This window comes from Leclercia sp. UBA5958 (genome assembly GCF_002430365.1).
In the GTDB taxonomy this organism is placed as follows: Bacteria; Pseudomonadota; Gammaproteobacteria; order Enterobacterales; family Enterobacteriaceae; genus Enterobacter; species Enterobacter pneumoniae.
This window is the reverse complement of sequence record NZ_DJCE01000006.1, coordinates 35153-59684: the sequence shown is the minus strand read 5'-3', so window position 1 is coordinate 59684 and position 24532 is coordinate 35153. Positions and strand designations below refer to the sequence as shown.

The window sequence follows — 24532 nt, the reverse complement described above, 5'->3', positions numbered from 1 at the left end:
CCTCTCCCCATGGGGGAGAGGGAAGAGAACGAACTTACTTATTCAACAACGCCAGCACTTCTTCAACGCTGGTGGTGTTAGCCAGACGCTCAATGACGGTTTCATCGTCGAGGGCGTTGGTCAGGCTGGTAATCACCTGAATGTGCTCGTTGTTGCGTGCGGCGATACCAATCACCAGACGGGCGATGTCATCTTCTTCTTCACCGAAACGTACGCCCTGCGGATACTGGCAGAACACAACGCCGGTTTTCAGTACGCGGTCTTTCGCCTCAACCGTACCGTGTGGAACCGCAATGGATTCGCCCAGGTAGGTCGGGGTCAGTTTTTCACGTTCCAGCATCGCTTCAACGTACTCTGGCTGAACGTAACCGCCGGCAACCAACTGCTCACCCGCAAAGCGAATGGCTTCTTCTTTCGTAGTAGCAGTACGGCCAAGGAAGATGTTTTCCGCGCCCAGTCGGAACAGATGCGCGTTGCTCTCGTCGAAGCTGTCCTGCAGGCTGGTACGCACTTTCACTTCGTTGCTTTCGTGACGCTGCGCAGCAACCAGACGTTCGGTCAGGCTGGTGTACAGGCCGCTGTCGAGGAAGTTGGTCAGCGAAATGTGCTGCGCCTGCGGCACCTGGCGCATCGCGCGTTCGGTCAGGTCGCGGTGGGTGATGACCAGGTCAACGTCCCCCGGCAGGCTGTTAATAGCACTGTTGGTGACGGAGATGTTGGTCAGGCCCGCGTCCTGCACTTTCTTACGCAGTACGCCTGCACCCATTGCGCTGGAGCCCATACCGGCGTCGCAGGCAACGATGATTTTACGCACGTGGCTCAGGTCGTTAGAGACATCGCCTGCCGCCAGCGGGGTTGCGCCTTTGGATTCCGCCTTCATGTCGTGCATACGACGGGTTGCCGCTTCGATATCGTCTTCTTCCTTCACCTTGCTGGTTTTCAGCAGGATAGCCGAGACCACAAAGGAGACCGCCATGGCCGCACAGATAGCGGCGATGTTAGCGAAGTAAGCGCCTTTCGGGGTCATCGCCAGTACCGCCAGGATAGAACCTGGGGAGGCCGGAGAAACCAGACCACCGCCCAGCACGCTCAGGGTGAACACGCCGGTCATACCGCCAAGGATAACGGCCAGGATCAGACGTGGGTTCATCAGCACGTACGGGAAGTAAATTTCGTGGATACCACCCAGGAAGTGGATGATCGCCGCGCCGCCTGCAGACTGTTTTGCACTGCCGCGACCGAAGAACATATACGCCAGCAGCACGCCCATACCCGGACCCGGGTTGGCTTCAATCAGGAAGAAGATGGACTTGCCGAGGTCATGCGACTGCTGAATACCCAGCGGGGAGAAGATACCGTGGTTAATGGCGTTGTTGAGGAACAGGATTTTCGCCGGTTCAACAAAGATAGACGCCAGCGGCAGCATGTCGTGCGCCACCATGAAGTTAACGCCTGCCGCCAGAATTTTGGACAGAACTTCAACCGCAGGGCCAATGCCGAGGAACGCCAGAATTGCGAGGATCATCCCGATGATGCCCGCAGAGAAGTTGTTCACCAGCATTTCGAAGCCGGACTTGATCTTACCATCCACCCAGACGTCGAATTTCTTAATCGCCCAGCCGCCCAGAGGACCGGCAATCATCGCGCCGAGGAACATTGGCATATCTGCACCGACGATCACGCCCATAGTGGTAATGGCACCCACTACGCCGCCGCGGTCACCGCCCACCAGACGACCACCGGTATAACCGATGAGCAGTGGCAGCAGGTAAGTAATCATTGGGCCAACAAGTTTTGCCAGCGTTTCGTTAGGCAACCACCCTGTCGGAATGAACAATGCAGTGATGATACCCCACGCGATAAACGCGCCGATGTTTGGCATCACCATATTGCTGAGGAAACGACCAAAGCTTTGAACTTTGATCTTGAAATCGGATGACATAAAACACCCCTTCTTTTGTGTACGCAGGCTAGTAGCCCGAGGTTTGTTGTTAATGCGGTGGCAGAGGTAGCCCAGCCCTGTTCGAATGTGTGAAATCTGGCACTGAATCGTTATGGTGTCCAGCGAGCGGAATTTTGTGTGATCTCAATCACGTAAATGTAGGGGGTGCGCAGATTATTGACGTGATCCGTGTCACAAATATGACGTGTAAAAAAAATACAGTGGTCAATAAAGTGGCTGATTCGGCACAAAAATGTGAGGTTTGTCACATAATGCTGGCTCTGGTTTGTTTATGAATTGTGATGAAATTCACAAAATATTTTTATGCAGATTACTCTGGATGTGATCGGGCGCAGAGTCTGTCATGGGAGAACTAAACGGTATGAAAGTGAGCAACATTATCTGTGAGTTGAATGATCTCTGCCTGGCACCCGTAATCTCACCGACGGAGGTGGCCTGCCTTTTTCTCTTTGCCTGAGCCATACTTAACCTTTTGTTGGCATACAGGAGCAGGCAATGAAACTTATCGGCAGTTATACCAGTCCCTTTGTCCGGAAGATCTCCATTCTTTTGCTGGAGAAGGGGATCACCTTCGAGTTCATCAACGAACAGCCCTATAACGCCGACAATGGCGTGGCGCAGTACAACCCGCTGGGCAAAGTACCCGCGCTGGTGACGGATGATGGCGAATACTGGTTTGATTCACCGATCATTGCCGAATACATAGAAAAGCTGGATATCGCCCCGGCGATGGTGCCGCGCGAGCCGAAGGCGGCGCTCTACATCCGCCAGATCGAAGCGCTGGCCGACGGCATTATGGATGCGGCTCTGGCCTCCGTGCGTGAGCAGGCCCGCCCGCCCGCACAGCAATCAGAAGCAGAGTTGCTGCGTCAGCGTGAAAAAATCAGCCGCAGCCTCGACTGGTGCGAAACCCTGATTCGCGAGGGCAAGTTGGCCACCGACAGCGTTAACCTGGCGACCATCGCCATTGCTTGTGCCATTGGTTATCTCAATTTCCGCCGCGTCTCGCCGGGCTGGTGCGTCGAGCGTCCACTGCTGGTCAAACTGGCCGAAACCCTCTTCCAGCGCGAAAGCTTTGCTCGCACTGAACCGCCAAAGGCGTGATGTCACCTATAACACTTCCTGGCGCCAGGCTGTACAATCCCTCTTCATATTGACTCCCTCTCCCGTCGGGAGGGGGGAAGAGACCCAACAGCCAGGCACTTTCATGACTACTCAGCACTCTCTCTACAGCCAGCTACCCGCCACCGATCGTCTGCTTCGCGACCCCAGGCTTCTCCCCGTCGTGGAGAAGTTTGGTCATGTCCGCACGGTCGAAGCGTTGCGCCTGTTACAGGCAGAAGCCCGTGACGCTATTCGTCAACAGCAGGCGCTGCCGCAGTGGGACTGGTTTCTGGAAGTGGAAAAACGGCTGGCGGCGGACACGCCACCAGGGCTACGTCCGGTATTTAACCTGACGGGCACCGTACTGCACACCAATCTGGGACGTGCGCTGCTGGCGGAAGAGGCGGTTGCGGCGGTCACCCAGGCGATGCGCCAGCCGGTGACGCTGGAGTACGACCTGGACGGCGCCGGGCGAGGTCATCGGGATCGCCCGCTGGCAGAACTGTTGTGTCAACTCACCGGCGCGGAAGACGCCTGCATCGTGAATAACAACGCGGCCGCCGTGCTGCTGATGCTGGCGGCGACGGCGGCACAGAAAGAGGTGGTGGTATCGCGCGGTGAGCTGGTTGAAATTGGCGGCGCGTTCCGCATTCCGGACGTCATGCTGCAGGCGGGATGTAGTCTGCGGGAAGTAGGCAGCACCAACCGCACCCACGCCAAAGACTATCGCGCGGCGATCAATGAAAATACCGCGCTGCTCATGAAAGTGCACACCAGCAATTATGCGATTGAAGGCTTTACCCACGCGGTGGATGAAGTCGAACTGGCGCAAATGGGTCGGGAGATGAATGTACCGGTCGTTGCCGATTTAGGCAGCGGCTCGCTGGTGGATCTGAGCCAGTTTGGTCTGCCGAAAGAGCCGATGCCGCAGGAGTTGATTGCCGCGGGGGTAAGCCTGGTGAGCTTCTCCGGCGACAAGCTACTCGGTGGTCCGCAGGCCGGCATTATCGTCGGTAAACGTGAGCTGATTGCCAAATTGCAGCAGCACCCGCTGAAGCGCGCCCTGCGCGCCGACAAAATGACGCTCGCCGCGCTGGAAGCGACGCTGCGGCTCTATTTACACCCAGAGAAGCTGACCGAACGCCTGCCCACCTTGCGTCTGCTAAGCCGTGATGCCGCCTCGCTACATCAGCTGGGCAAGACGCTTCTGGCGCAGGTTGCCCCGCACTATTCGGACTTTGAGGTGCGCGTTGAGCCTTGCCTGTCACAGCCCGGCAGCGGTTCCCTGCCGGTGGAGAGATTGCCTGGCGCAGCGCTGACGTTCACCCCGCGCGAAGGACGCGGCAGCCAGTTAGAGGCACTGGCCTCACGCTGGCGGGCGCTGCCCGTTCCGGTGATTGGCCGTATCAAAAATGGCCGGCTGTGGCTGGATCTACGCTGTCTGGAAGATCAAACCCTGTTTCTGGAGATGTTGCTGAAATGATTATTGCCACTGCGGGTCACGTTGACCATGGCAAAACGACGTTGTTGCAGGCGATTACGGGGATTAACGCCGATCGCCTGCCGGAAGAGAAAAAACGCGGCATGACCATCGACCTCGGGTATGCCTACTGGCCGCAGCCGGATGGCCGCGTGCTGGGGTTTATTGACGTTCCGGGGCATGAAAAATTTCTCTCGAATATGCTGGCGGGGGTGGGGGGTATCGACCATGCGCTTCTGGTGGTGGCCTGCGACGATGGCGTGATGGCGCAAACGCGTGAGCATTTGCACATTCTGCAGCTCACCGGCAGTCCCCAGCTCACCGTGGCGCTGACCAAAGCCGATCGCGTTGACGATGCGCGCGTGGCGGCGGTGCGTGAAGAGGTGCAGGCTACCCTGGCGGAATATGGATTTGGCGATGCGGCGCTGTTTGTCACTGTCGCAACCCAGGGGCAGGGTATTGACGCCCTGCGCGACCATCTGCAACAGCTTCCGGCCCGCGAGCAGGCGGGGCATCAACGTTTTCGTCTGGCCATTGACCGGGCCTTTACCGTGAAGGGGGCGGGGCTGGTGGTCACCGGCACGGCCCTGAGCGGTGATGTGAAGGTGGGTGATAGCCTCTGGCTGACCGGGGTCAATAAAAGCATGCGTGTGCGCGGTCTGCATGCGCAAAATCAGCCCACGGAGCAGGCCCATGCCGGGCAGCGTATTGCCCTGAACATTGCGGGCGATGCTGAGAAAGAAGAGCTTAGCCGGGGCGATTGGCTGCTGTCTGACGCACCGCCGGCGCCGTCGACGCGGGTGATCGTGGCCCTGCAGGGCGAATTGTCCCTGAGTCAGTGGCAGCCTCTGCATATTCACCACGCGGCCAGTCACGTGACCGGCCGCGTGTCGCTGCTGGAAAACGATCTGGCCGAGCTGGTGCTGGATAACCCGTTGTGGCTGGCTGATAACGATCGGCTGGTACTGCGGGACATCTCGGCACGCGTTACGCTGGCGGGGGCGCGCGTCGTTACCCTTCATCCGCCGCGCCGTGGCAAACGTAAACCTGAATATCTGCACTGGCTGGCGCAGCTTGCGAAAGCACCGGACGATCGTGCGGCGCTGCGTCAGCATCTGGAGCGCGGGGCGGTCAATCTGCTGGAGTTCGCCTGGGCGCGCCAGCGCAGTGAGGAAGGGCTACGCGAGCTGACGCGTCATCCCGATTTTATCCAGGCCGGATCCATGCTGCTAAGTACCGAGATTGCCGCCCGCTGGCAGCGTAAAATTCTTGATGTGCTTAGCGCTTACCATCATCAGCACCAGGATGAGCCGGGGCCAGGCCGTGAACGCCTGCGGCGTATGTCACTGCCAACGGAAGATGAAGCCCTGGTCCTGCTGCTGATAGAAAGGATGCGCGAGAATGGGGATCTGCACAGCTATCATGGCTGGCTGCACCTGCCGCATCATAAAGCCGGCTTTACCGATGCGCAGCGCGCCATCTGGCAAAAGGCGGAAGGGCTATTTGGTGATGAGCCCTGGTGGGTGCGCGATCTGGCGCGAGAGACCGCGACCGACGAGCAGGAGATGCGCCAGATACTAAGGCTGGCCGCGCAGCAGGGGCTCATTACGGCGATCGTCAAAGATCGTTACTACCGCAATGATCGCATTGTGGCGTTCGCCAGTTTGATCCGTGAGCTGGATCAGGAGCGAGGGTCAACCTGCGCCGCCGACTTCCGTGACCGGCTGAACGTGGGGCGCAAGCTGGCGATCCAGATTCTGGAGTACTTCAACCGCATCGGCTTTACCCGCCGTCGTGGGAACGACCACCTGCTGCGCGATGCGCTGCTTTTTGCTGCGGACAGGCCGCAACCTTAAGCCTCGCGTCGGGAAAGTGCCTGTTTTGCCAGCCAGACGGCGCCCAGCCGGCCCGCCTGGTTACCCAGTTCACAGGGCAAAATAGGCACCTGCAGCGCCTCCCACTCGTCAAAGGATTGCAGCTTACGGTCGAGCAGCTGATAAATTTTCTCCTGCTCGCTGATGCCGCCGCCGATTAATACCACTTGCGGATCAAACATCGAGATTACGCTGTAAATGCCACGCGCGAGGAAGCGCGCCCACTCTTCCACCGCTTCCCGCAGATGCAGATCGTTTTCCATCTGTTTGAAGAGCGCTTCGCCTTTTGGCATCTCCTCTTCAGAGACCGCCAGCGCCCGGCGACAGACCTCCATCAATCCTCTGGCAGAGGCGACTTCGTGCATCCCTTCGCCATTATTGCCGACCGGAATCACTCCAAACTCACCGGCGCGGTAGTGCGAACCACGCCAGAGATCGCCCTCCACCACGATGCCACCTCCTATGCCGGTGCCAAGCGTAATGCAGACAAAGTGCTGATAATCGCGCCCTGCACCCCGCCACAGTTCGCCCAGCGCCGCGCAGTTCGCGTCGTTTTCGGCGGTAACGGGGAGATCGGTAAGCTCTGCAAACAGGTCGTAGAGGTTCACATCGTCAAGGAAATCCAGCGCCCCGGCCTTAGCCGCTTTGCCGGTATGCGTATTGATATGGCCCGGGAAACTCACGCCAATGGCCGCAATCTCATGATCTTTCTGGTAAGCCTGCACCACCTCGCGCCACTTTTGCCTGAAGGTCTCTTCATCTTCTGGCGTATCAAATTGATCTTCCGCCAGTTCATTACCATCTTCATCGATCACGCCATGTTTTATGTGCGTTCCACCGACATCAAAACCGATAAATAGCCGCATTTATGCTTCCTTTATGAGCCTGTGCACCTTAATTATGGCTCAGACCAAAAAACGGAACGTAAAGTAAGGTAATGCGTGAAGGGGCTCGCAAAGCAGACGCAGGCTGGCGCTGTTTTCACCGCCGCGGTCTACCTTTGAAGGACACTTCACGCAAGGAGATGGCCATGACCAACAATCCTCCCTCATCACGCATTCTGCCCGGCGAGTATGGTTTTCCTCTTAAGCTAAAAGCCCGTTATGACAACTTTATTGGCGGCGACTGGGTTGCTCCGGCCGACGGCGATTACTATCAAAATGTCACCCCGGTCACCGGACAGCCGCTGTGCGAAATCGCCAGCTCCGGCAAGCGGGATATCGACCTGGCGCTGGATGCCGCCCACAAAGCGAAAGATCGGTGGGGGCAAACCTCGGTGCAGGACAGGGCTGCCATCCTGTTTAAAATTGCTGACCGCATGGAGCAAAACCTTGAGCTGTTAGCCACGGCAGAGACCTGGGATAACGGAAAACCCATCCGTGAAACCATGGCTGCTGACGTGCCGCTGGCTATCGATCATTTCCGTTATTTTGCCTCCTGTATTCGCGCCCAGGAGGGGGGTATCAGCGAGGTAGATAAAGATACCGTGGCCTATCACTTCCATGAGCCGCTGGGGGTGGTGGGGCAGATCATTCCGTGGAACTTCCCGCTGCTGATGGCGAGCTGGAAGATGGCGCCAGCGCTGGCAGCCGGTAACTGCGTGGTGCTGAAACCGGCGCGTCTCACGCCGCTATCGGTATTGCTGTTGATGGAGGTGATTGGCGATCTGTTGCCGCCGGGCGTTGTGAACGTGGTGAACGGTGCAGGGGGCGAGATTGGCGAATATCTGGCGACCTCGAAACGCATCGCTAAAGTGGCCTTTACTGGCTCCACGGAAGTGGGACAACAGATTATGCAGTACGCGACCCAGAACATCATTCCGGTGACCCTGGAGCTGGGCGGCAAATCCCCTAACATCTTCTTTGCCGACGTGATGGATGAAGAGGATGCCTTTTTCGATAAGGCGCTGGAAGGCTTTGCCTTATTTGCCTTCAACCAGGGGGAAGTCTGTACCTGCCCGAGTCGTGCCCTGGTGCAGGAGTCTATCTATGAACGCTTTATGGAGCGCGCAATTCGCCGCGTAGAGTCTATCCGCAGCGGCAACCCGCTGGACAGCGTCACCCAGATGGGGGCGCAGGTTTCTCACGGGCAGATGGAAACCATCCTTAACTATATTGATATCGGTAAAAAAGAGGGGGCGGATGTCTTAACCGGCGGGCGCCGCAAACAGCTTGGCGGCGATTTAAACGAAGGTTACTACCTCGAGCCGACGATCCTGTTTGGTAAAAACGATATGCGTGTCTTCCAGGAGGAGATCTTCGGCCCGGTGCTGGCAGTGACCACCTTCAAAACCATGGACGAGGCGCTGGAGCTGGCGAACGATACCCAGTATGGCCTGGGGGCAGGCGTCTGGAGCCGTAACGGTAACCTGGCTTATAAAATGGGTCGCGGCATACAGGCAGGGCGCGTATGGACCAACTGCTACCATGCTTACCCGGCACACGCCGCCTTCGGCGGTTATAAGCAGTCAGGCATCGGACGTGAAACTCACAAGATGATGCTGGAACATTACCAGCAGACGAAGTGCCTGTTGGTAAGCTATTCCGATAAGCCCCTGGGGCTGTTTTAACTTCCCTGAGCAGGCTGCCCCACGGCGGCCTGCTCAATCTGCTTACGCAGCGTATTCATTACGCCATCCAGCACATACTGCACGCGGAGTGGCTGGTATTCGCGTTTACGGAAGATGGTCACCAGATCCAGCCACCACTCCTCCTGATGGGTAAAGCAGGGCACCATCAAACCCTGCTCTATCTCTTTTTGCAGGCTCTCTTTTGGCGCGAAGACGATCCCCAGATGATTACGCGCCAGTTCGAGCGCCGCATGGGTGTTGTCACAAATATAGTTACCAGTGACTTTGTAATCGCGTATCTGGTCGCTCTGATGTGCGCGGAATCGCCAGATGTTGGCGTCATCGACGATCATAGAATCGATAAGAATACAGGAGTGGTTAATGAGATCGTCCGGGCTGTTAATCGGATGATTTTTTATATATTGCGGAGTAGCAAACGCAGTAATGGAATATTGGGTGAGGGTGCTGGCGACCAGGTTTTCATCTTTCGGTTGCGCATAGGTAATTAAAATATCGCAGTCATCAGGGAAGGTGACGCCTTCGTAGAATTCGTTGGTGCTGAGATTATAGGTCTTCAGGCTAATATGAATGTCTTCGAGATTTTTAATTTCATGGAGCACGTAGCGAGCCAGATAGGTAATAATTCCTGTTGGCGCATATATTGTCACTTTTCCGCGCTTTTCGTGCTTGTAATCACCAATGAAATTGATCAGTCGCTCGTTTTGTTTGAGTGAACGGTTAATGTAAGGCAACAGTGATTCGCCAAACTGAGTCAATGCCAGATGGCGGGTGGTACGCTCAAATACCTTAAGCCCGACCCGTGCCTCAAAATCAGAGAGATATTTGCTGACATTGGCCTGCGCCATGCCTAACAGAGCGGCAGCATCGCCGATACTGCGGGTCGCAGCGATGACCGAGACGATCTTTAATTCACGCGGTTTGATCTGCAGTTTGCGCATGGGTAACGCCCATCTATATGATTTCATATATAATATTATATAAACAACTTAATTGCACCGCGAATTTTGTAACCATTACTATGCGCCGGGTCGTAATATTATTAATGGACGCATGGAATGGCTTTTAAAAATAAATTTACCCTCGCCGCGCTTTTATTTTCCCCGTTTACCGTCATGGCGGCAGAATTTTCCCTGGGCATGGGGGCTGCATATAACGAATCGCCTTACAAAGGGTATAACGATACGCTCTCTGCCGTGCCGCTGGTCAGCTATGAAGATCATCATTTTTATGTGCGCCAGGCTTCTTTGGGCTGGATTATCTGGAAAGATGAGAAAAACGAACTGAGTTTGACCGCTTCCTGGATGCCGCTGCACTTTGACCCTGACGATAATGACGACGCTCACATGCGCCAGCTGGATAAACGCCGGGCCTCTGCCATGCTGGGGGGCGCATTTTATCGCCACGAGCGCTGGGGTAGCCTTAAATTGACTCTTGCGGCAGATGCCGGGGACGAAAGCGGTGGTGTGATGGGGGAACTGGCTTATTTCAAGCCTGTTCGTATGGCGCGTTTTACCCTGACGCCCTCCGCGGGCGTTTATTATTACAATGAGAACCTTAACGATAATTACTATGGCGTTTCCGCCTCTGAATCACGCCGCAGCGGCCTGCAGCAGTATGCCGCAGGCGACAGCTGGATGCCTTACGTCGGGCTTTCGGCCCAATATGCGCTTACGTCGCAACTCCTGCTGAACGCCAGCGCCCGCTACGCCGCATTGCCTGATGCGGTGAGAAAGAGCCCGATGATCGATCGTGACGATAGCGTTACGCTGATAATCGGGCTCGCCTGGCGCTTCTGATGATGCGAATCTGCCGCCAGGAAAAAGGGCATCCTTCATTCGCCGGGCGGTGCTACCCCTGCCTGGCGGTTCGCCCGGCGGGGTTGATGTCGCGTCGCACGGGGCGGGTTTATGCCTCGTCTACCCAGATCCGCATTTCCCCTTCGCCGCGATTAGCCCAGCTAAACCACGGAATAAACGTCAGCGTCTGTGCCTGCGGTGGGCAGGGGGCGCGATCGTACTGCCAGAGCGGCGCGTTTGTGCCGTCTTCGCTGTTTCGGCAGTATCCTTCTGCTTGTATTAGCATTTTATGGGCGAAAATCCCCTTTCCTTCAAAGACACGGAATGTACTGTCGGCGGGCAGGGTTAAGTTATGCAGCCCCTCGCCGTTATCGGCCTGCTCCAGGCAGTAAACCAGCGGACCGCGCTGGATGGCCACCTTGCCCGCCTGCTGACGCACCTGCCCGTTGCCATACACCCGGCGAACCGGCATCGGTAGGGTGAGCACCAGCGCATCTCCCTCCTGCCAGCGGCGATTGAGGTACAGATACCCCTGGCGCACCTCACCTTGCAGCGTCTCACCGTTCAGCGTTAATTGCGGAGCATCGCACCAGTCCGGCAGGCGCAGCGCCAGGGTATGTTCCACCGGTACCGGAGAGGTAATGGTGATAGTGACCTGATCCTGCCACGGATAGTTACCGCTGATGCGCAACTGCAACTCCTGGTCTCCTACCGGGAACGCCATACTGTTGCCCACATATAAATTGATGAACAACGCATCGTCACGGACTGTATAAATGTAATGACCAATGGAGGTCAGCACGCGGGCGATGTTCGGCGGACAGCAGGCGCAGCCAAACCAGCGTTGGCGAACAGGCTTCACGTGGTCGTAAATATGGTTAAAAGCCAGCGATTTAGGATGCACCTCTAGCGGGTTAACATAGAAGAAGTGCTTGCCATCGAGCGCCATGCCGCCCAGCACAGTATTGTAAAGCGCGCGCTCCATCACGTCGGCGTACTGGCTATTGGCTTCCATCTCCAGCATGCGTCGGGCAAACATCATCAGCCCAATGGAGGCGCAGCTTTCGGCGTAGACGGTGTCGTTAGGCAGATCATAATCGCTACTGAACGCTTCGCCGCTGCTTTGTGAACCAATACCGCCGGTGATGTATAGCTGGCGTTGCGCCATATTGTTCCACAGGCGCAGACAGTCCTGACGCTTGCCTTCGTCCTGGCTTAGGCGTGCCAGATGTGCCACGCCGGTCATCAGATAGACAAAACGCACCGCGTGGCCGATGGCCGTCTGCTGTTCGGCAATAGGCTGATGCGCCTGGCTATAGGCTTTATCTTTCACCATCCACGCCGGGCCGTAGGTATTCCAGTACGACGTTTTTCCGCGCTTCTCATACTCGATGTCGTAAAAGTGCGGCTGCGCGCCGCGCTCCTCGACGAAATATTTTACCAGCGCAAGGTAGCGAGGCTCCTGAGTGACATCGTACAGGCGCATCAGCGCCAGCTCGATTTCAGGGTGGCCGGGATAACCGTGGAGCTGCGTATCATGCGGGCCAAAGACGCTGTCGATATGGTCTGCCAGTTTGCACACCACCTCCAGCAGGTTACGTTTACCGGTGCCCTGGTACCAGGCCACGCCCGCTTCGATCATATGCCCTGCACAGTAAAGTTCATGACATTCAGCCAGGTTGGTCCAGCGCTCGTCCGGTGCTTTGACTGTAAAGTACGTATTGAGGTAACCATCGTCACACTGCGCCGCAGCGACCAGAGCAATCACCTCATCGGCCGTTTTCTCCAGCTCGGGGTCAGGTTTCTGGCACAGAGACCATGCGACGGCTTCCAGCCATTTCGCCACGTCGCTATCCTGGAAAACCATGCCGTAAAAGTCACCGTGCTCCAGCCCCGCTGCGATACGAAAGTTTGTGATGGCGTGACTCGGTTCCGCCTCGGCAATCCGGTCGTTCAGGGCATCCCACTGATAGGGGATCACCACATCGCGAACAAGCCGCTGATACTGACCCAGGAAAGGGTCACTGATTTTTAATTTATGCAGGTCGGGTTCCATTATGGACATCTTCTACTCCTCAGGACTGAACATGGCGCTGACGCAGGTCGGTCGCTATGCGCGCCATCATGGGGTTACTGAGTCTGCACCAGCGAACCGCGATCGCCAGTAGCAGGTGGAACAGGGCCGGCAGCAGGGTCTCCATCATGGTGATCCCCTGCAATGACGTAGCGGTCTGGTTGCCTGTGCCCGGCTGATAAGCGACAAATATAAATACCAGACTGATGATCCCGGCGCTGGAGGCCCAGGCCAGTTTGATAAAGAACAGGTTAAAGGCGAAGTTCATCCCGGAGGAGCGCACGCCGGTTTTCCACTCGCCGTAGTCGTCGGCAAACGCCATTAGCGAGAAGTGCAGCGGCAGGGTAAAACCAAGGATCACGCCGTTGCCGAGAATCACCGCCAGCCACAGGGTTTGATGTTCCGGCCCGCCGGGCAGGAACCACATCCCTACCGCCAGCCCAGCCAGCACCAGGTTGGTGTAGTAATAGAGTTTGACCGTATCGCTACGTCGGGAGAGATAGTTAACGATCACCGCGCCCAAGATCGCCGCGAAGGTGACCATGGTGAAGAAGAGCGAGGTATAAGCTGTGCTGCCCTTCAGCACATAGGTGATGAAATACATGTAGCCGCCGCCGCGGATATTAAAAACATTGATGAGCAAGAACGACATCACCAGCATCAGCAGCAGCTGATCGTTTTTACGCAGCCCGGAGAGGTGCTCGCGCAGGGTAAATTTGCCCATCAGCGCCAGGGGTACGCGCTCCCGCACCCAGAAGAAGCAGCAGAGGAACATGACTACCGCCACGGCGCAGAGCACCCCTACGCCAAGCTGATAACCCTGGGCCGCATCACCTTTACCGAGCACCGCCACCAGCCATGGCAGTCCCACGGAGACTAAAAAGCCCGCCACCCCGCACAGCACAAAGCGCCACGCCTGGCAGGAGATCACTTCACTGTGGCGCGTGGTCATGGTGTTGATGAGTGCGCAGTAGGGGACGTTAATGGCGGTATAGCCCACCGATAACAGCAGGTATGTGCCAAACGCCCACATGATTTTGACGCCCATGCCGGCATCCGGCACGGTGAAGGTGAGCACCCCGATAATCCCAATCGGCAGGGCAATCCACAGTTGCCACGGACGAAAACGTCCCCAGCGGCTTTGGGTGCGGTCAGCAATAACGCCCATGATGGGATCGGAAATAGCGTCGAATACGCGTAAGGCAATAAACAGCGTGCCTACCAGCGCGGGGGTTAAGCCAAAGATATCGGTATAGAAAAAGGTCAAAAAATTCATGATCAGGCAGGTGATGACGGTGCCACCGGCATCACCCAGGCCGTAGCCTATTTTTTCGCGGACAGAGAGGCGATCGTCAGCGGCCTGCCCGGCGATATCTCTCTGCGTAATCGAAGTAGAAGTCATGAGGTAACTCCTCGGTAATAGAATTTTTATAGGTGTTACTGTGGGGTACCTCATTCATTCTGCACTGAAAGTCTGGGGCGACAAGGGAAGGGAAAAGTATAAAAAGGTGAGGATTCCGACTTCGTCGTCAAAGTGTGATTTCGATCGGGAAGAAAACGGAATAACTGTTAATAATCAATGGAAAAGGCGTATTTAAAAGCCATTTTCAGCGAGATAGTGAATATCCATGCTTGAATTATCCATAACACTTCCGATTAGCGTTCAGAATGGCGGGTACTTTATCTCCCGGGGTATTGGCCGGCACCCGGCGCGTAAACTCACCTCGTGGGAGATTATCTTTGTCGAAAAAGGGAAATTAACGATTCAGGAGGAGAATAGGGTTTTCGAGGTGCAGGCGGGAGAAAGCTTTTTGCTCTGGCCCCAGCGTCGCCATCAGGGCATTGAGGATTTCCCCCCCGATTTACGCTTTTACTGGCTGCATTTTGACGTGAATGAGCAAGCGTTGCGATCGCCACTGGGGACGCAGTTGGCAGTGCATCAACACGGCAAAAGCGGTGATCCTTCGTCGGTGATTTCGCTATTCAGACAGTTTCTTACCGAGCAGGAGAAGTTACAGCGCAGTCCGGCGCTGGAGTACCTTTTACTGCTGATTCTACAACAAATCTCTCTTACGGCCGGCCCCCAACAGCCGCCCGATGAGGCGGGTGTGAGCCTAGCCTGGAAGGCCCGCCAGATTATTAGCACCCGCTTCCATTTACCCCTGAGCACCTCCCAGCTGGCAAAAGAGCTTCACTGTAATGCCGATTATCTGGGGCGGGTCTTTCGCCGGGTGTTCCATCTCACGCTAACGGAGGCCATTCATCGTCAGCGGGTGAGGGCGGCGGAAAAATTGCTGCTTAACGGTGCGGTTTCGCTTAAAGAGGTGGCAACCCGCTGTGGTTTTAATGAGGTGGGCTATTTCCGACAGATTTTTCGCAAACATACAGGCTTAACGCCCGCCGTCTGGAAGCGGCGTTACTGCAAAGAACACATTAATTCGGCCTGACCTTAGGGCAATTTCCCAGTTTTGCTGGCAAGAACCCTAAATCCGCCGTTTACCGTAGTGGGATCAAGGCGGCTTCCCCGTTCACTCTGGCAACCTGACTTTTTTCCAACGTGGATGGAGCAGGAGATGAACCCGTATATTGTCGCGGACCCGGCAAAGTGCATCGGTTGCCGCACCTGTGAAGTGGCCTGCGTGGTCGCGCATCAGGAAGATCAATCATGCACGACGGTCAGCCCAGCGACCTTTGCTTCGCGCATTCGGGTGATGAAGGGGGCGACGTTCACCACGGCGGTGACCTGCCATCAATGTGAAGAGGCCCCCTGCGCCAGCGTCTGCCCCGTGCAGGCCATTCAGCGCGAGGCGGGGATCTGGCGGGTAGAGCAGCAGCGCTGCATCGGCTGTAAAAGCTGTGTGATCGCCTGCCCCTTTGGGGCAATGCAGGTGATACGGGTTGATGAGCGGGCGCAGGCGTTGAAGTGCGATCGCTGCGCCCATCGCGAGAGCGGGCCTGCCTGCGTGGCGGCCTGCCCGACTCATGCGTTACGCTGTCTTGACCCGGTGACACTCCGCGCAGCGCGGCTGCGAGGACGAGCTTAGGCCTCGTCGCGCCAGGCGCGATCGATCTCTTCGGCCAGAATTTTTACCCCGGCTTCGATTTTCTCCGGGTCTGGCACGTAGTTCATACGCATACACTGATGCGTGTGCGGCCAGGGTTTATCCAGCCCCGGGAAGAAGTAATCGCCCGGCACCATCAGCACGCCGCGTTTTTTCAGGCGCTGATAAAGCAGTTCTGTGGTGATAGGCAGATCTTTAAACCATAGCCAGAGAAAAATCGCCCCTTCCGGTTTGTGGATCAGGCAGCGCTCTTCCGGCAGGTAACGACGAATCATGGCGATCGTCTCCTGCACGCGCTGATAGTAGAACGGCTTAATTACCTCGTTCGACAGGCGCAGCAGGTCGTTGCGCTTAATCATCTCGCACATCATTGCCGGGCCAATGCCGCCAGGCGAGAGGCTAATAATGCCGTTCATGTTGGTGATGGCAGTGATGATTTTTTCATTGGCAATGATAATCCCGCAGCGGCTCCCAGGCAGACCGAGCTTGGAGAGGCTCATGCACAGCACAATGTTCGGGTTCCACAGCGGGCGCGCTTCGCTAAAGATGATACCGGGGAACGGTACGCCGTACGCGTTATCAATGACCAGCGGAATACCGTGCTGATTGGCCAGCACGTCGAGTTTCATTAACTCTTCGTCGGTAATCACGTTGCCGGTGGGGTTGGTGGGGCGAGAGACGCAGATCATGCCGGTCTCTTCGCCAATGTGCAGGTGTTCAAAATCCACGTGATATTTGAACTGGCCTTCCGGCAGCAGCTCGATATTTGGACGCGCGGAGACGAACAGATCCTCTTCCAGGCCGGAATCGGCATAGCCGATATACTCCGGCGTCAGCGGGAAAAGCACCTTTTTGGTGCTGCCGTCGGCACGACGTCCGGCGAAAAGGTTAAACAAGTAGAAAAACGCGCTCTGGCTGCCGTTTGTCAGTGCAATATTCTGTGGCCCGATCTCCCAGCCCAGTTCGTTGCGCAGCATATCCGCCAGTGCGGTGAGCAGCTCGGTTTTGCCTTGCGGCCCATCGTAATTACAGAGCGCGTCCGTGGCTTTGCCGTTTTCGAGCATATCGGCCAGCAGGGTGCTGAAGTAGCTGTTCATGGCCGGGATTTGCGCCGGGTTTCCGCCGCCCAGCATGATGGCCCCTGGTGTGCGCAGGCCGTCGTTGAGATCCTCCATCAGGCGCGTAATGCCTGAATGGCGGGTGAATTTGTCGCCAAAAAGTGAAAAGGTCATAGCAGGTGGTCTATCGGGCTTGTAGTAAATTTGGCTCACCTTAACGCTACAACTGCGCAGGTGCAAATCGAAGCCGCGGGGCTTGTTTGCGTCTATATAGGGCAAAAAACCCTTAGGGAAGTGAATTATGCTGTTTTAGCGCGCCTCGCCGGGGCGGCGAAGCGCGCATTTGGATTTAGTGTTGCCCAGCCCACACCACCATCACTTTGTCGTCATGATGCTGGCGCACAAAACCGTACCCCTGGCTCAGCGTCAGGGTGGTTTGCTTACCTTCACCTATTGCCGGATGGCGAGCGCGGAACTGCCCAAGCAACTGCCAGTGCGCCACGGACTGCGCCTGTTTGCCGGTCACCTCCTGCCAGTTCATCTCCGAGCGGGTGCCTTGCAAAGGGTCCGAGCCGGTTGGGCCAAACGGGCGGGCAGACTCATCGCCATAGAAGATTTGCACCGTGCCGGGCGCCAGCAACAGCAGCTCCGCCGCCCGCGAACCGCCTTCGCGGAACAGGCGTGTATCATGTGACGAGAGGTAGCTCAGCACATTGAAGTCCTGTAATTTCTCTGCCATTTGCTGCCAGGTGAGATCCATGTCGGACAGGCAGTCCACCGCTTTGGCCGCTTGCTCCTGATAATCGAAATTGATCATCGCATCAAAACCGTGCTGGTAGTAATCGCTGCGCATCACTCCATGGCCCCAGGCTTCACCGGTCATCCAGAAGGGGGCGTCATCCAGCTTTTTATCGGGATTCGCCTGCTTCCATGCGACCAGCGCCTCGCTCGATCGCGCTTTTAACTGCTGCCAGGCCGCAAGCTCCACGTGTTTGGCAGTATCGACCCGGAAGCCGTCGATACCGTAATCCCGCACCCACTGACTGAGCCAGGTGACGAGGTAATCACGTGGGGTGGCATCGGGAAGCGGTTTCGCATGGGTATCGGGTTTGTGCTGATAAAAGTTTGGTAAACCCGATGGGGTGGTGGATTCGGTTTTCAGATCCGGTAAGAAGGCGAGCGACATGGTCTGGTCATCAAAGCCGGGGTTGTCGTAATCGCCAATGTCGGTTCGGATCCATTGCTTGCCCCACCATTTATCCCAGGCGGCTTTGTCGCTGAAATTGATGTAATCATTAAAGCTATGCCAGCTCTGTCCGGCGGCAGGTTTCCAGTCGGTCCAGCGTTCACCCAGAATCTTTTTTTGCTCATCGCCCTTAAGGTAAAGGGCGCCAAACTGAAACGCCTGCATATCCGCAAGGGTGGCATAGCCCGTGTGGTTCATCACCACGTCAAACAGGATACGGATGCCGCGGCGATGCGCTTCGTCGACCAGTTGTTGCAGGTCTGCCTCATTGCCCATATTGGCATCAAGCCGGGTCCAGTCCTGCGTGTAGTAACCATGGTAGGCGTAGTGGGGGAAGTCGCCTTTGGTGCCGCCGCCTACCCAGCCGTGGATCTGTTCCAGAGGGGAGCTGATCCATAAAGCATTCACACCGAGCTGCTGCAGGTAATCCAGCTTGCTGGTGAGCCCTTTTAAATCGCCGCCGTGGAAAGTACCGATCTCCTGCATACCGTCTTTGTGCCGACCGTAGCTGTTGTCGTTGCTGGGGTCGCCATTCACATAGCGATCGGTTAAGACAAAATAGACGGTGGCGTTTTGCCAGCTAAAGGGGGCCGCTTTATCGGTTTCGGCGCGCTCGAGCAGCAACAGGCCATTACTATTGGCCGCAGGTCGCAGAGTAATTTTGCCCTGTTGAACGGTGGCAGTCTGCTTGCTGTAGAAATCCCGTACGACGCTGCCCTCCGGAAATGTGCTGCTGACATCCAGGGTCACCGGCGCGCCGTCCCATTTCGGACATTGACGGGTGACGCTGGCAACAGTCTGCGCGTTGGCGGTTTTGACACTCAGCATCAGTGTCGGCGTGCCAGAGCGGGTATCGATCTGCATTTGATACTCACCGTCGCGAAACAGGCGCCACTGTGGCTTATCACCTTCACAGGGTTTGAGCGACAGCATCTCATTGAGTTTGACGGGGCCGGCCGGCTGCCAGCACGTCTGGTCAAAAATGAGGCTTAAAGGGCGTGTACCCTTCGCAAGCTTTGCATGGGCGGTGTACAGACCTGTGCCTTCTGCCTGAAAGGCAGGAAAACCGTCGGCCGACCAGTCGGCGCAGGCCATGGCAGGCAACAACACAAGCGCTAAAGCTGAGTGTTTCATTTTACATTCCTGTCGCAGCGTTTTGCCTATTTTGCCAGCAGGCTGGCAGCGCAAACTCCTCCCTGGACGAAAGGCTGAGGGAGGAGACGAAAGGGTGAGTGATCTCGCGCTAATTTAGCCACTTATCTGCGATATCGCGCACAATTTGCAGAAAATGATGCTTAACTGAGCAGCGTCCTGATGACATGGTTTCGGATTTAGACTATTTCTAAGGGTGCTCTGGAAGGGTATTTTTGTTATGATTTGAGATTCACCTCTCAATTTTGTGAAAAAAATAAGGTGTTGGAATGTTCAAATCCGACCAGGAGACCTAATGATATCGATTCCCATACGACGATATGGGGCCGCGATACTCATGTTACTCACCATGACATTTTCAGGTGGGGTGCTTGCGAAGACGCACACGGATACAACGAGTCACAAAGCCCATATTAGTAAGAAAGTAAGCAGTAAGACGGTAAGTAATAAGGTTAGCAGTAAACAAGAGTATTCTCGCAATAGTGTAAAGAGCAGTTCACTTCCTGATTTGCGAAAATACCCTTCCGGGACACCAAGGAAAAAAGCGTTTCTCCGGACGGTAATGCCTTATATCACAAGCCAAAACGCTGCGATTACCGCCGATCGTAACTGGTTAATATCTAAACAGTACGCGAGCCGCTGGTCTCCAGCTGAGCGCTCACGTCTGAAAGACATCACCAAACGTTACAAGATCAGCTGGTCTGGCAATACCCGTCGTGTTCCGTGGAACACCTTGCTTGAGCGCGTGGATATTATTCCAGGCAGCATGGTGGCAACCATGGCCGCAGCAGAAAGCGGTTGGGGTACCTCTAAGCTGGCCCGTAGCAACAACAACCTGTTCGGCATGAAGTGCGGAAAAGGCAGCTGTAATGCACCGGGCAAAGTTCGTGGCTACTCGCACTTTGATTCCGTCAAAGATTCGGTCAATGCCTACGTGGTGAACCTGAATACGCACCCGGCGTACAACTCATTCCGTAAGTCCCGCGCTCAGTTGCGTAAAGCGGACCAGGAAGTGACGGCGAGCACCATGATTCACAAGTTGAAAGGGTACTCGACGCAGGGGCAGCGCTATAACAATTACCTGTTCTCAATGTATCAGGATAATCAGCGCTTAATTGCCGCCCATATGTAATCTGTTATCTTATAAAAACGCCTTCCATCCGGAAGGCGTTTTTCTTTGCTCATTCAGCGTTAAATTAATACTTCGCTATGACGATCGCGATAATCCTTCGGCGTGGTGTCGTACTCTTTTTTAAATACCGAATAGAAATACTGCAGCGACGGATAACCACACATTTGCGAAATTTCGTTGATAGAGAGTGAGGTCGAAATTAACAGACTGCGCGCTTTCTCCAGTTTCTCGGCGTGGATCACCGCGTGGATAGTCTCCCCCACCTCCTCTTTAAAACGCTTCTCCAGATTTGAGCGGGAAATCCCCACCGCATCCAGGACTTGATCCACCTTTATGCCTTTGCAGGCATGGTTGCGGATGTAGTGCATGGCCTGAATAACCGCCGGATCGTTAAGCGAACGGTAATCGGTAGAGCGACGTTCCACCACGCGTACCGGCGGCACCAGCAGGCGTTGCAAAGGGAGATGTTCATTATCCAGCAGGCGGTGCAGCAGCTTGGCGGCCTGATACCCCATCTGGCGAGTTCCCTGCGCCACTGACGATAACGCCACCCGTGACAGATAGCGGGTCAGCTCTTCGTTATCGATGCCAATCACGCACAGTTTTTCTGGTACAGGGATGTGCAGATGCTCGCAAACCTGCAGCACATGGCGTGCGCGGGCATCCGTCACGGCGATGATGCCGGTTTGTGGCGGCAAGGTTTGCAGCCAGTCGGCCAGGCGGTTCTGCGCGTGCTGCCAGTTTTCCGGCGCAGTTTCCAGCCCCTGATAGACCACCCCGCGATACTTCTCTTTCGCCACCAGCTGACAGAACGCATACTCCCGCTCGGCAGCCCAGCGTTTGCCGCTGGAGGCGGGCAGGCCATAGAAGGCGAAGCGATGTACCCCTTTTTCTTTCAAATGCAGAAACGCGCTCTCAACGAGCGCGTGGTTGTCGGTCGCGATGTAGTGCACGCCGGGATAATTTTCCGGCGCGTGATAGGACCCGCCGACGCCCACGATGGGTAGGTCGACATCTTTCAGCAGTTGTTGGATGACGTCATCGTCGTAGTCGGCGATCACACCGTCACCCAACCAGTCTTTAATGTTTTCGATGCGGGTGCGGAAATCCTCTTCGATAAAGATGTCCCACTCCGATTGCGACGCCTGCAAATATTCACCAACGCCCTCTACCACCTGGCGGTCGTAGGCTTTATTGGCATTGAACAACAACGTAATGCGGTGGCGCTTCTCAAACATGGCACGCTTTTCCCAGTGTCATTGACAGGTGACCGATTTATCTTCAGGCACGTCGCTTGGTGGCGGAATCCATCCATACCGCCAGCAGCAAAATGGCGCCCTTAACGATATATTGCCAGAATGTCGGCACGTCCATCATACTCATTCCGTTATCCAGAGACGCCATAATAAATGCCCCCATCACCGCACCCGCCACGCTGCCAATCCCCCCGGCGAGACTGGTTCCACCAATCACACAGGCGGCAATCGCATCCAGCTCGGCGATATTGCCCGCAGAGGGTGAACCGGCTCCCAGACGTGAGCTTAAAATCAGCCCGGCAATCGCCACCATCAGGCCGTTGATAGCAAAGACGGCGAGCTTAGTGCGCTCAACGTTAATGCCGGAAAGGCGAGCGGCTTCAATGTTGCCGCCGATGGCATAAATTCGGCGACCAAATGCGGTGCGCGTCGCCATGAACATTCCCGCCAGCAGCAGTAAAACCAGCAACAGCACCGGCGTCGGTACGCCGCGATAGTCGTTAAGCAACCAGATAGCACCCAGCACGATCACCGCCGTCAGCGCCTGACGCCCCACGAATGGTGCCGCGGTGGGGGCGGCGAGCCCCAGCGCCTGGCGACGCATTCTGCCACGCCACTGCCAGGCGACAAACGCCATCAGGCCAATGGCGCCCAGGGTAAAGCCGATACTATCGGAGAGGTAACTTTGACCAATCTGCGACATAGAGGCGCTGGTGGGCGACACGGTGGTGCCGTTGGTAATACCAATCAGAATGCCGCGGAAGGCCAGCATCCCGGCGAGGGTCACAATGAATGAGGGTACTTTACGGTAGGCCACCCACCAGCCGTTCCAGGTTCCGAGCAGCAAGCCGAGCAGCAGGGTAACAACCACGGTCAGCGGCAGCGGCCAGCCCAGCCAGACATCAAAAATCGCCGCCACGCCGCCCAGCAGCCCCATCATCGACCCGACCGAAAGGTCGATCTCCGCAGAGATAATCACAAACACCATGCCCACCGCCAGGATGCCAGTTATGGCGGTCTGACGCAGCAGGTTAGAGATATTACGCGCGCTGAGATAAGAGCCGTCCGTCATCCAGGTGAAGAACAGCATGATCGCCACAATCGCGGCGATCATCACAAAGACCTGCAAATTCAGCGCTTTTAGACCCGAAAAGGCCCCTGGCGTTGGCACGGCGACTTTCACTTCAGACGGGTTGCTTTTCGACATGACGTTCGCTCCTTAATGCGGCTTCCATTACCTGCTCCTGCGTCAGGTTCTGGTTTTTCAGGTTGGCTTTGAGTTTCCCTTCGTGCATAACCAGCACCCGATCGCTCAGCCCCAGCACTTCAGGCAGTTCTGAGGAGATCACAATGACGGCAATGCCCTGCTGCACTAACTGGTTAATCAATTTGTAGATTTCATATTTCGCGCCAATGTCGATGCCGCGCGTGGGCTCATCGAGAATTAAAATGCGTGGATTGAGCAGCAGGCAGCGGGCCAGAATCGCCTTCTGCTGGTTACCGCCGCTCAGGCGACCAATCGCCAGATCGGGCGATGAGGTTTTGACCTTCAGACGTTGCAGGGAGTGTAAAATACAGTGCTGCTCGGCAGCGTCATCCAGGCTGCTCAGGGTTCCGGAGAACTGATCCAGAGCCGCGAGGGTGATATTTTTCCCCACCGCCATGACCGGCACGATGCCATCTTTCTTGCGATCTTCCGGCACCATGGCGATACCCAGGGTGATGGCCTGCTGACAGTTGTTGATGGTGACCGGTTGCCCGTCGATAAAGAGGGCCCCTTCGCGCCGGCCGGGCCAGACGCCAAACAGGCACTGCATCGCTTCGGTACGCCCGGCGCCCACCAGGCCGGCGATACCGAGGATCTCACCCCGATGCAAAGAGAAGGAGATATCGTTCACGCGCTTAATGTGGCGGTTCACCGGGTGCCACGCGGTGAGGTGCTCCACGCGCAGCACCTCTTCTCCAATGGTGTGGGGTGCGTTGGGGTAGAGCGCCGTCAGCTCACGTCCCACCATCATGGTAATGATGTCATCTTCACTCATCCCCTCTGCGGCACGGGTGCCAATATGCTGCCCATCGCGAATCACGCAGATGGTGTCAGAGATGGCTTTCACTTCGTTCAGCTTGTGAGAAATATAGATGCAGGCAATCCCGTGGTTTTGCAGGTCACGAATGATGTCCAGCAATACCGCGGTCTCCTGTTCGGTGAGGGACGCCGTAGGTTCGTCGAGGATCAACAAGCGCACCTGTTTATTGAGCGCTTTGGCAATTTCCACCAGCTGCTGTTGCCCCAGCCCTAAGTCGCCGACCCGGGTATCGGGCGAGATCGCCAGGCTCACCTGCGCCAGCAGTTTCTCGCAGCGCAAAGTCATGGTGTCGTAATCCAGTACGCCGTGGCGGCTTAGCTCGGCACCGAGAAAGATGTTTTCCAGCACCGTGAGGTGTTTCACCAGCGCCAGCTCCTGATGAATGATGGCGATGCCTTTGCGCTCCGTATCGCGAATGTGGCTGGCCTGTAATGTCTCGCCCGCGAAGACGATTTCGCCGTCATAGCTGCCGTGGGGATAAATGCCGCACAGCACCTTCATGAGCGTGGACTTGCCGGAGCCATTTTCACCGCATAACGAGACAATTTCCCCGGCATTTAAGCGCAGACTAACGTTATCGACCGCTTTCACGGCGCCAAACGCTTTGGTGATACTTTTCATTTCCAGTAGATAAGACATAACTGCCCCGCATGCCCTG

Annotated in this window: 18 protein-coding genes; 8 read left to right on the top strand and 10 right to left on the bottom strand. The window is 56.2% G+C overall.

Features of this window, described 5'->3' with window-relative positions:
• Nucleotides 1-34: 34 nt before the first annotated feature.
• Complete coding sequence (locus B2Q93_RS08580) at nt 35-1942, bottom strand: PTS mannitol transporter subunit IICBA (protein WP_040077872.1); 1908 nt, start codon at nt 1940-1942, stop codon at nt 35-37.
• Nucleotides 1943-2458: 516 nt separating this feature from the next.
• Between B2Q93_RS08580 and B2Q93_RS08575 the strand changes: the two genes are divergently transcribed.
• The 3 genes from B2Q93_RS08575 (at nt 2459) to selB (ending at nt 6403) form a co-directional block, all read left to right on the top strand.
• Entirely contained in the window at nt 2459-3067 is a 609-nt protein-coding gene (locus tag B2Q93_RS08575) for a glutathione S-transferase (protein ID WP_040077873.1), read from the top strand.
• Nucleotides 3068-3170: 103 nt separating this feature from the next.
• Nucleotides 3171-4550, top strand: a complete 1380-nt coding sequence (gene selA / locus B2Q93_RS08570; RefSeq protein ID WP_286932537.1) for an L-seryl-tRNA(Sec) selenium transferase — start codon at nt 3171-3173, stop codon at nt 4548-4550.
• Nucleotides 4547-6403 (top strand): selenocysteine-specific translation elongation factor, encoded by a 1857-nt coding sequence (gene selB, locus B2Q93_RS08565; protein ID WP_286932536.1) that lies wholly within the window; start codon nt 4547-4549, stop codon nt 6401-6403. Before selA ends, selB begins: the two co-directional genes overlap by 4 nt.
• Here the strand turns inward: selB and B2Q93_RS08560 are convergent.
• Nucleotides 6400-7287, bottom strand: coding sequence for an ROK family protein (locus B2Q93_RS08560; protein ID WP_286932534.1), 888 nt, complete (start codon nt 7285-7287; stop codon nt 6400-6402). The two genes, selB and B2Q93_RS08560, sit on opposite strands and share 4 nt — an antisense overlap.
• Before the next feature lie 164 nt (nt 7288-7451).
• On the opposite strand from B2Q93_RS08560, the gene aldB reads away from it, so the two are divergent.
• Nucleotides 7452-8990: an aldehyde dehydrogenase AldB gene (aldB, locus tag B2Q93_RS08555; RefSeq protein WP_286932533.1), complete on the top strand. Its 1539-nt coding sequence runs from the start codon at nt 7452-7454 to the stop codon at nt 8988-8990.
• Here aldB and B2Q93_RS08550 read toward each other — a convergent pair.
• Nucleotides 8987-9949, bottom strand: coding sequence for a LysR family transcriptional regulator (locus B2Q93_RS08550; RefSeq protein WP_286932531.1), 963 nt, complete (start codon nt 9947-9949; stop codon nt 8987-8989). The two genes, aldB and B2Q93_RS08550, sit on opposite strands and share 4 nt — an antisense overlap.
• A 117-nt stretch (nt 9950-10066) precedes the next feature.
• On the opposite strand from B2Q93_RS08550, the gene B2Q93_RS08545 reads away from it, so the two are divergent.
• The gene (locus tag B2Q93_RS08545; protein ID WP_286932529.1) at nt 10067-10807 is read left to right on the top strand and encodes a MipA/OmpV family protein; all 741 of its coding nucleotides are present in this window, start codon (nt 10067-10069) and stop codon (nt 10805-10807) included.
• Nucleotides 10808-10916: 109 nt separating this feature from the next.
• Here B2Q93_RS08545 and B2Q93_RS08540 read toward each other — a convergent pair whose 3' ends face one another.
• On the bottom strand, nt 10917-12872 hold the full coding sequence (locus tag B2Q93_RS08540; RefSeq protein WP_286807855.1) for a glycoside hydrolase family 127 protein: 1956 nt from the start codon (nt 12870-12872) through the stop codon (nt 10917-10919).
• A 10-nt stretch (nt 12873-12882) separates the two neighbouring features.
• Nucleotides 12883-14283 (bottom strand): MFS transporter, encoded by a 1401-nt coding sequence (locus B2Q93_RS08535; RefSeq protein WP_286932527.1) that lies wholly within the window; start codon nt 14281-14283, stop codon nt 12883-12885.
• A 226-nt stretch (nt 14284-14509) separates the two neighbouring features.
• Between B2Q93_RS08535 and B2Q93_RS08530 the strand changes: the two genes are divergently transcribed.
• Nucleotides 14510-15328, top strand: coding sequence for an AraC family transcriptional regulator (locus B2Q93_RS08530; RefSeq protein ID WP_286932525.1), 819 nt, complete (start codon nt 14510-14512; stop codon nt 15326-15328).
• 126 nt (nt 15329-15454) lie between these two features.
• Nucleotides 15455-15925: a 4Fe-4S binding protein gene (locus tag B2Q93_RS08525; protein WP_286932523.1), complete on the top strand. Its 471-nt coding sequence runs from the start codon at nt 15455-15457 to the stop codon at nt 15923-15925.
• Here the strand turns inward: B2Q93_RS08525 and avtA are convergent.
• Both avtA and B2Q93_RS08515 read right to left on the bottom strand, forming a co-directional pair.
• Nucleotides 15922-17175, bottom strand: a complete 1254-nt coding sequence (gene avtA, locus B2Q93_RS08520) for a valine--pyruvate transaminase (RefSeq protein ID WP_207292755.1) — start codon at nt 17173-17175, stop codon at nt 15922-15924. The two genes, B2Q93_RS08525 and avtA, sit on opposite strands and share 4 nt — an antisense overlap.
• A gap of 175 nt (nt 17176-17350) precedes the next feature.
• Nucleotides 17351-19381 (bottom strand): alpha-amylase, encoded by a 2031-nt coding sequence (locus B2Q93_RS08515; protein ID WP_286932522.1) that lies wholly within the window; start codon nt 19379-19381, stop codon nt 17351-17353.
• A 313-nt stretch (nt 19382-19694) separates the two neighbouring features.
• Between B2Q93_RS08515 and B2Q93_RS08510 the strand changes: the two genes are divergently transcribed.
• Nucleotides 19695-20531 carry a protein bax gene (locus B2Q93_RS08510; protein WP_046886273.1) on the top strand — a complete coding sequence of 279 codons (837 nt, stop codon included), beginning with the start codon at nt 19695-19697 and terminating at the stop codon, nt 20529-20531.
• A 59-nt stretch (nt 20532-20590) separates the two neighbouring features.
• On the opposite strand, the gene xylR is transcribed toward B2Q93_RS08510, so the two are convergent.
• Genes xylR through B2Q93_RS08495 form a run of 3 tightly spaced genes read right to left on the bottom strand, consistent with a single transcriptional unit; the run spans nt 20591 to nt 24513 of the window.
• Nucleotides 20591-21769, bottom strand: a complete 1179-nt coding sequence (gene xylR, locus B2Q93_RS08505; RefSeq protein WP_040077890.1) for a D-xylose utilization transcriptional activator XylR — start codon at nt 21767-21769, stop codon at nt 20591-20593.
• Between the two features lie 43 nt (nt 21770-21812).
• Nucleotides 21813-22994, bottom strand: coding sequence for a xylose ABC transporter permease XylH (xylH, locus tag B2Q93_RS08500; protein ID WP_286932520.1), 1182 nt, complete (start codon nt 22992-22994; stop codon nt 21813-21815).
• Entirely contained in the window at nt 22972-24513 is a 1542-nt protein-coding gene (locus tag B2Q93_RS08495; RefSeq protein WP_286932518.1) for a xylose ABC transporter ATP-binding protein, read from the bottom strand. The genes xylH and B2Q93_RS08495 overlap by 23 nt, the downstream gene beginning before the upstream one ends.
• Between the last annotated feature and the right edge of the window lie 19 nt (nt 24514-24532).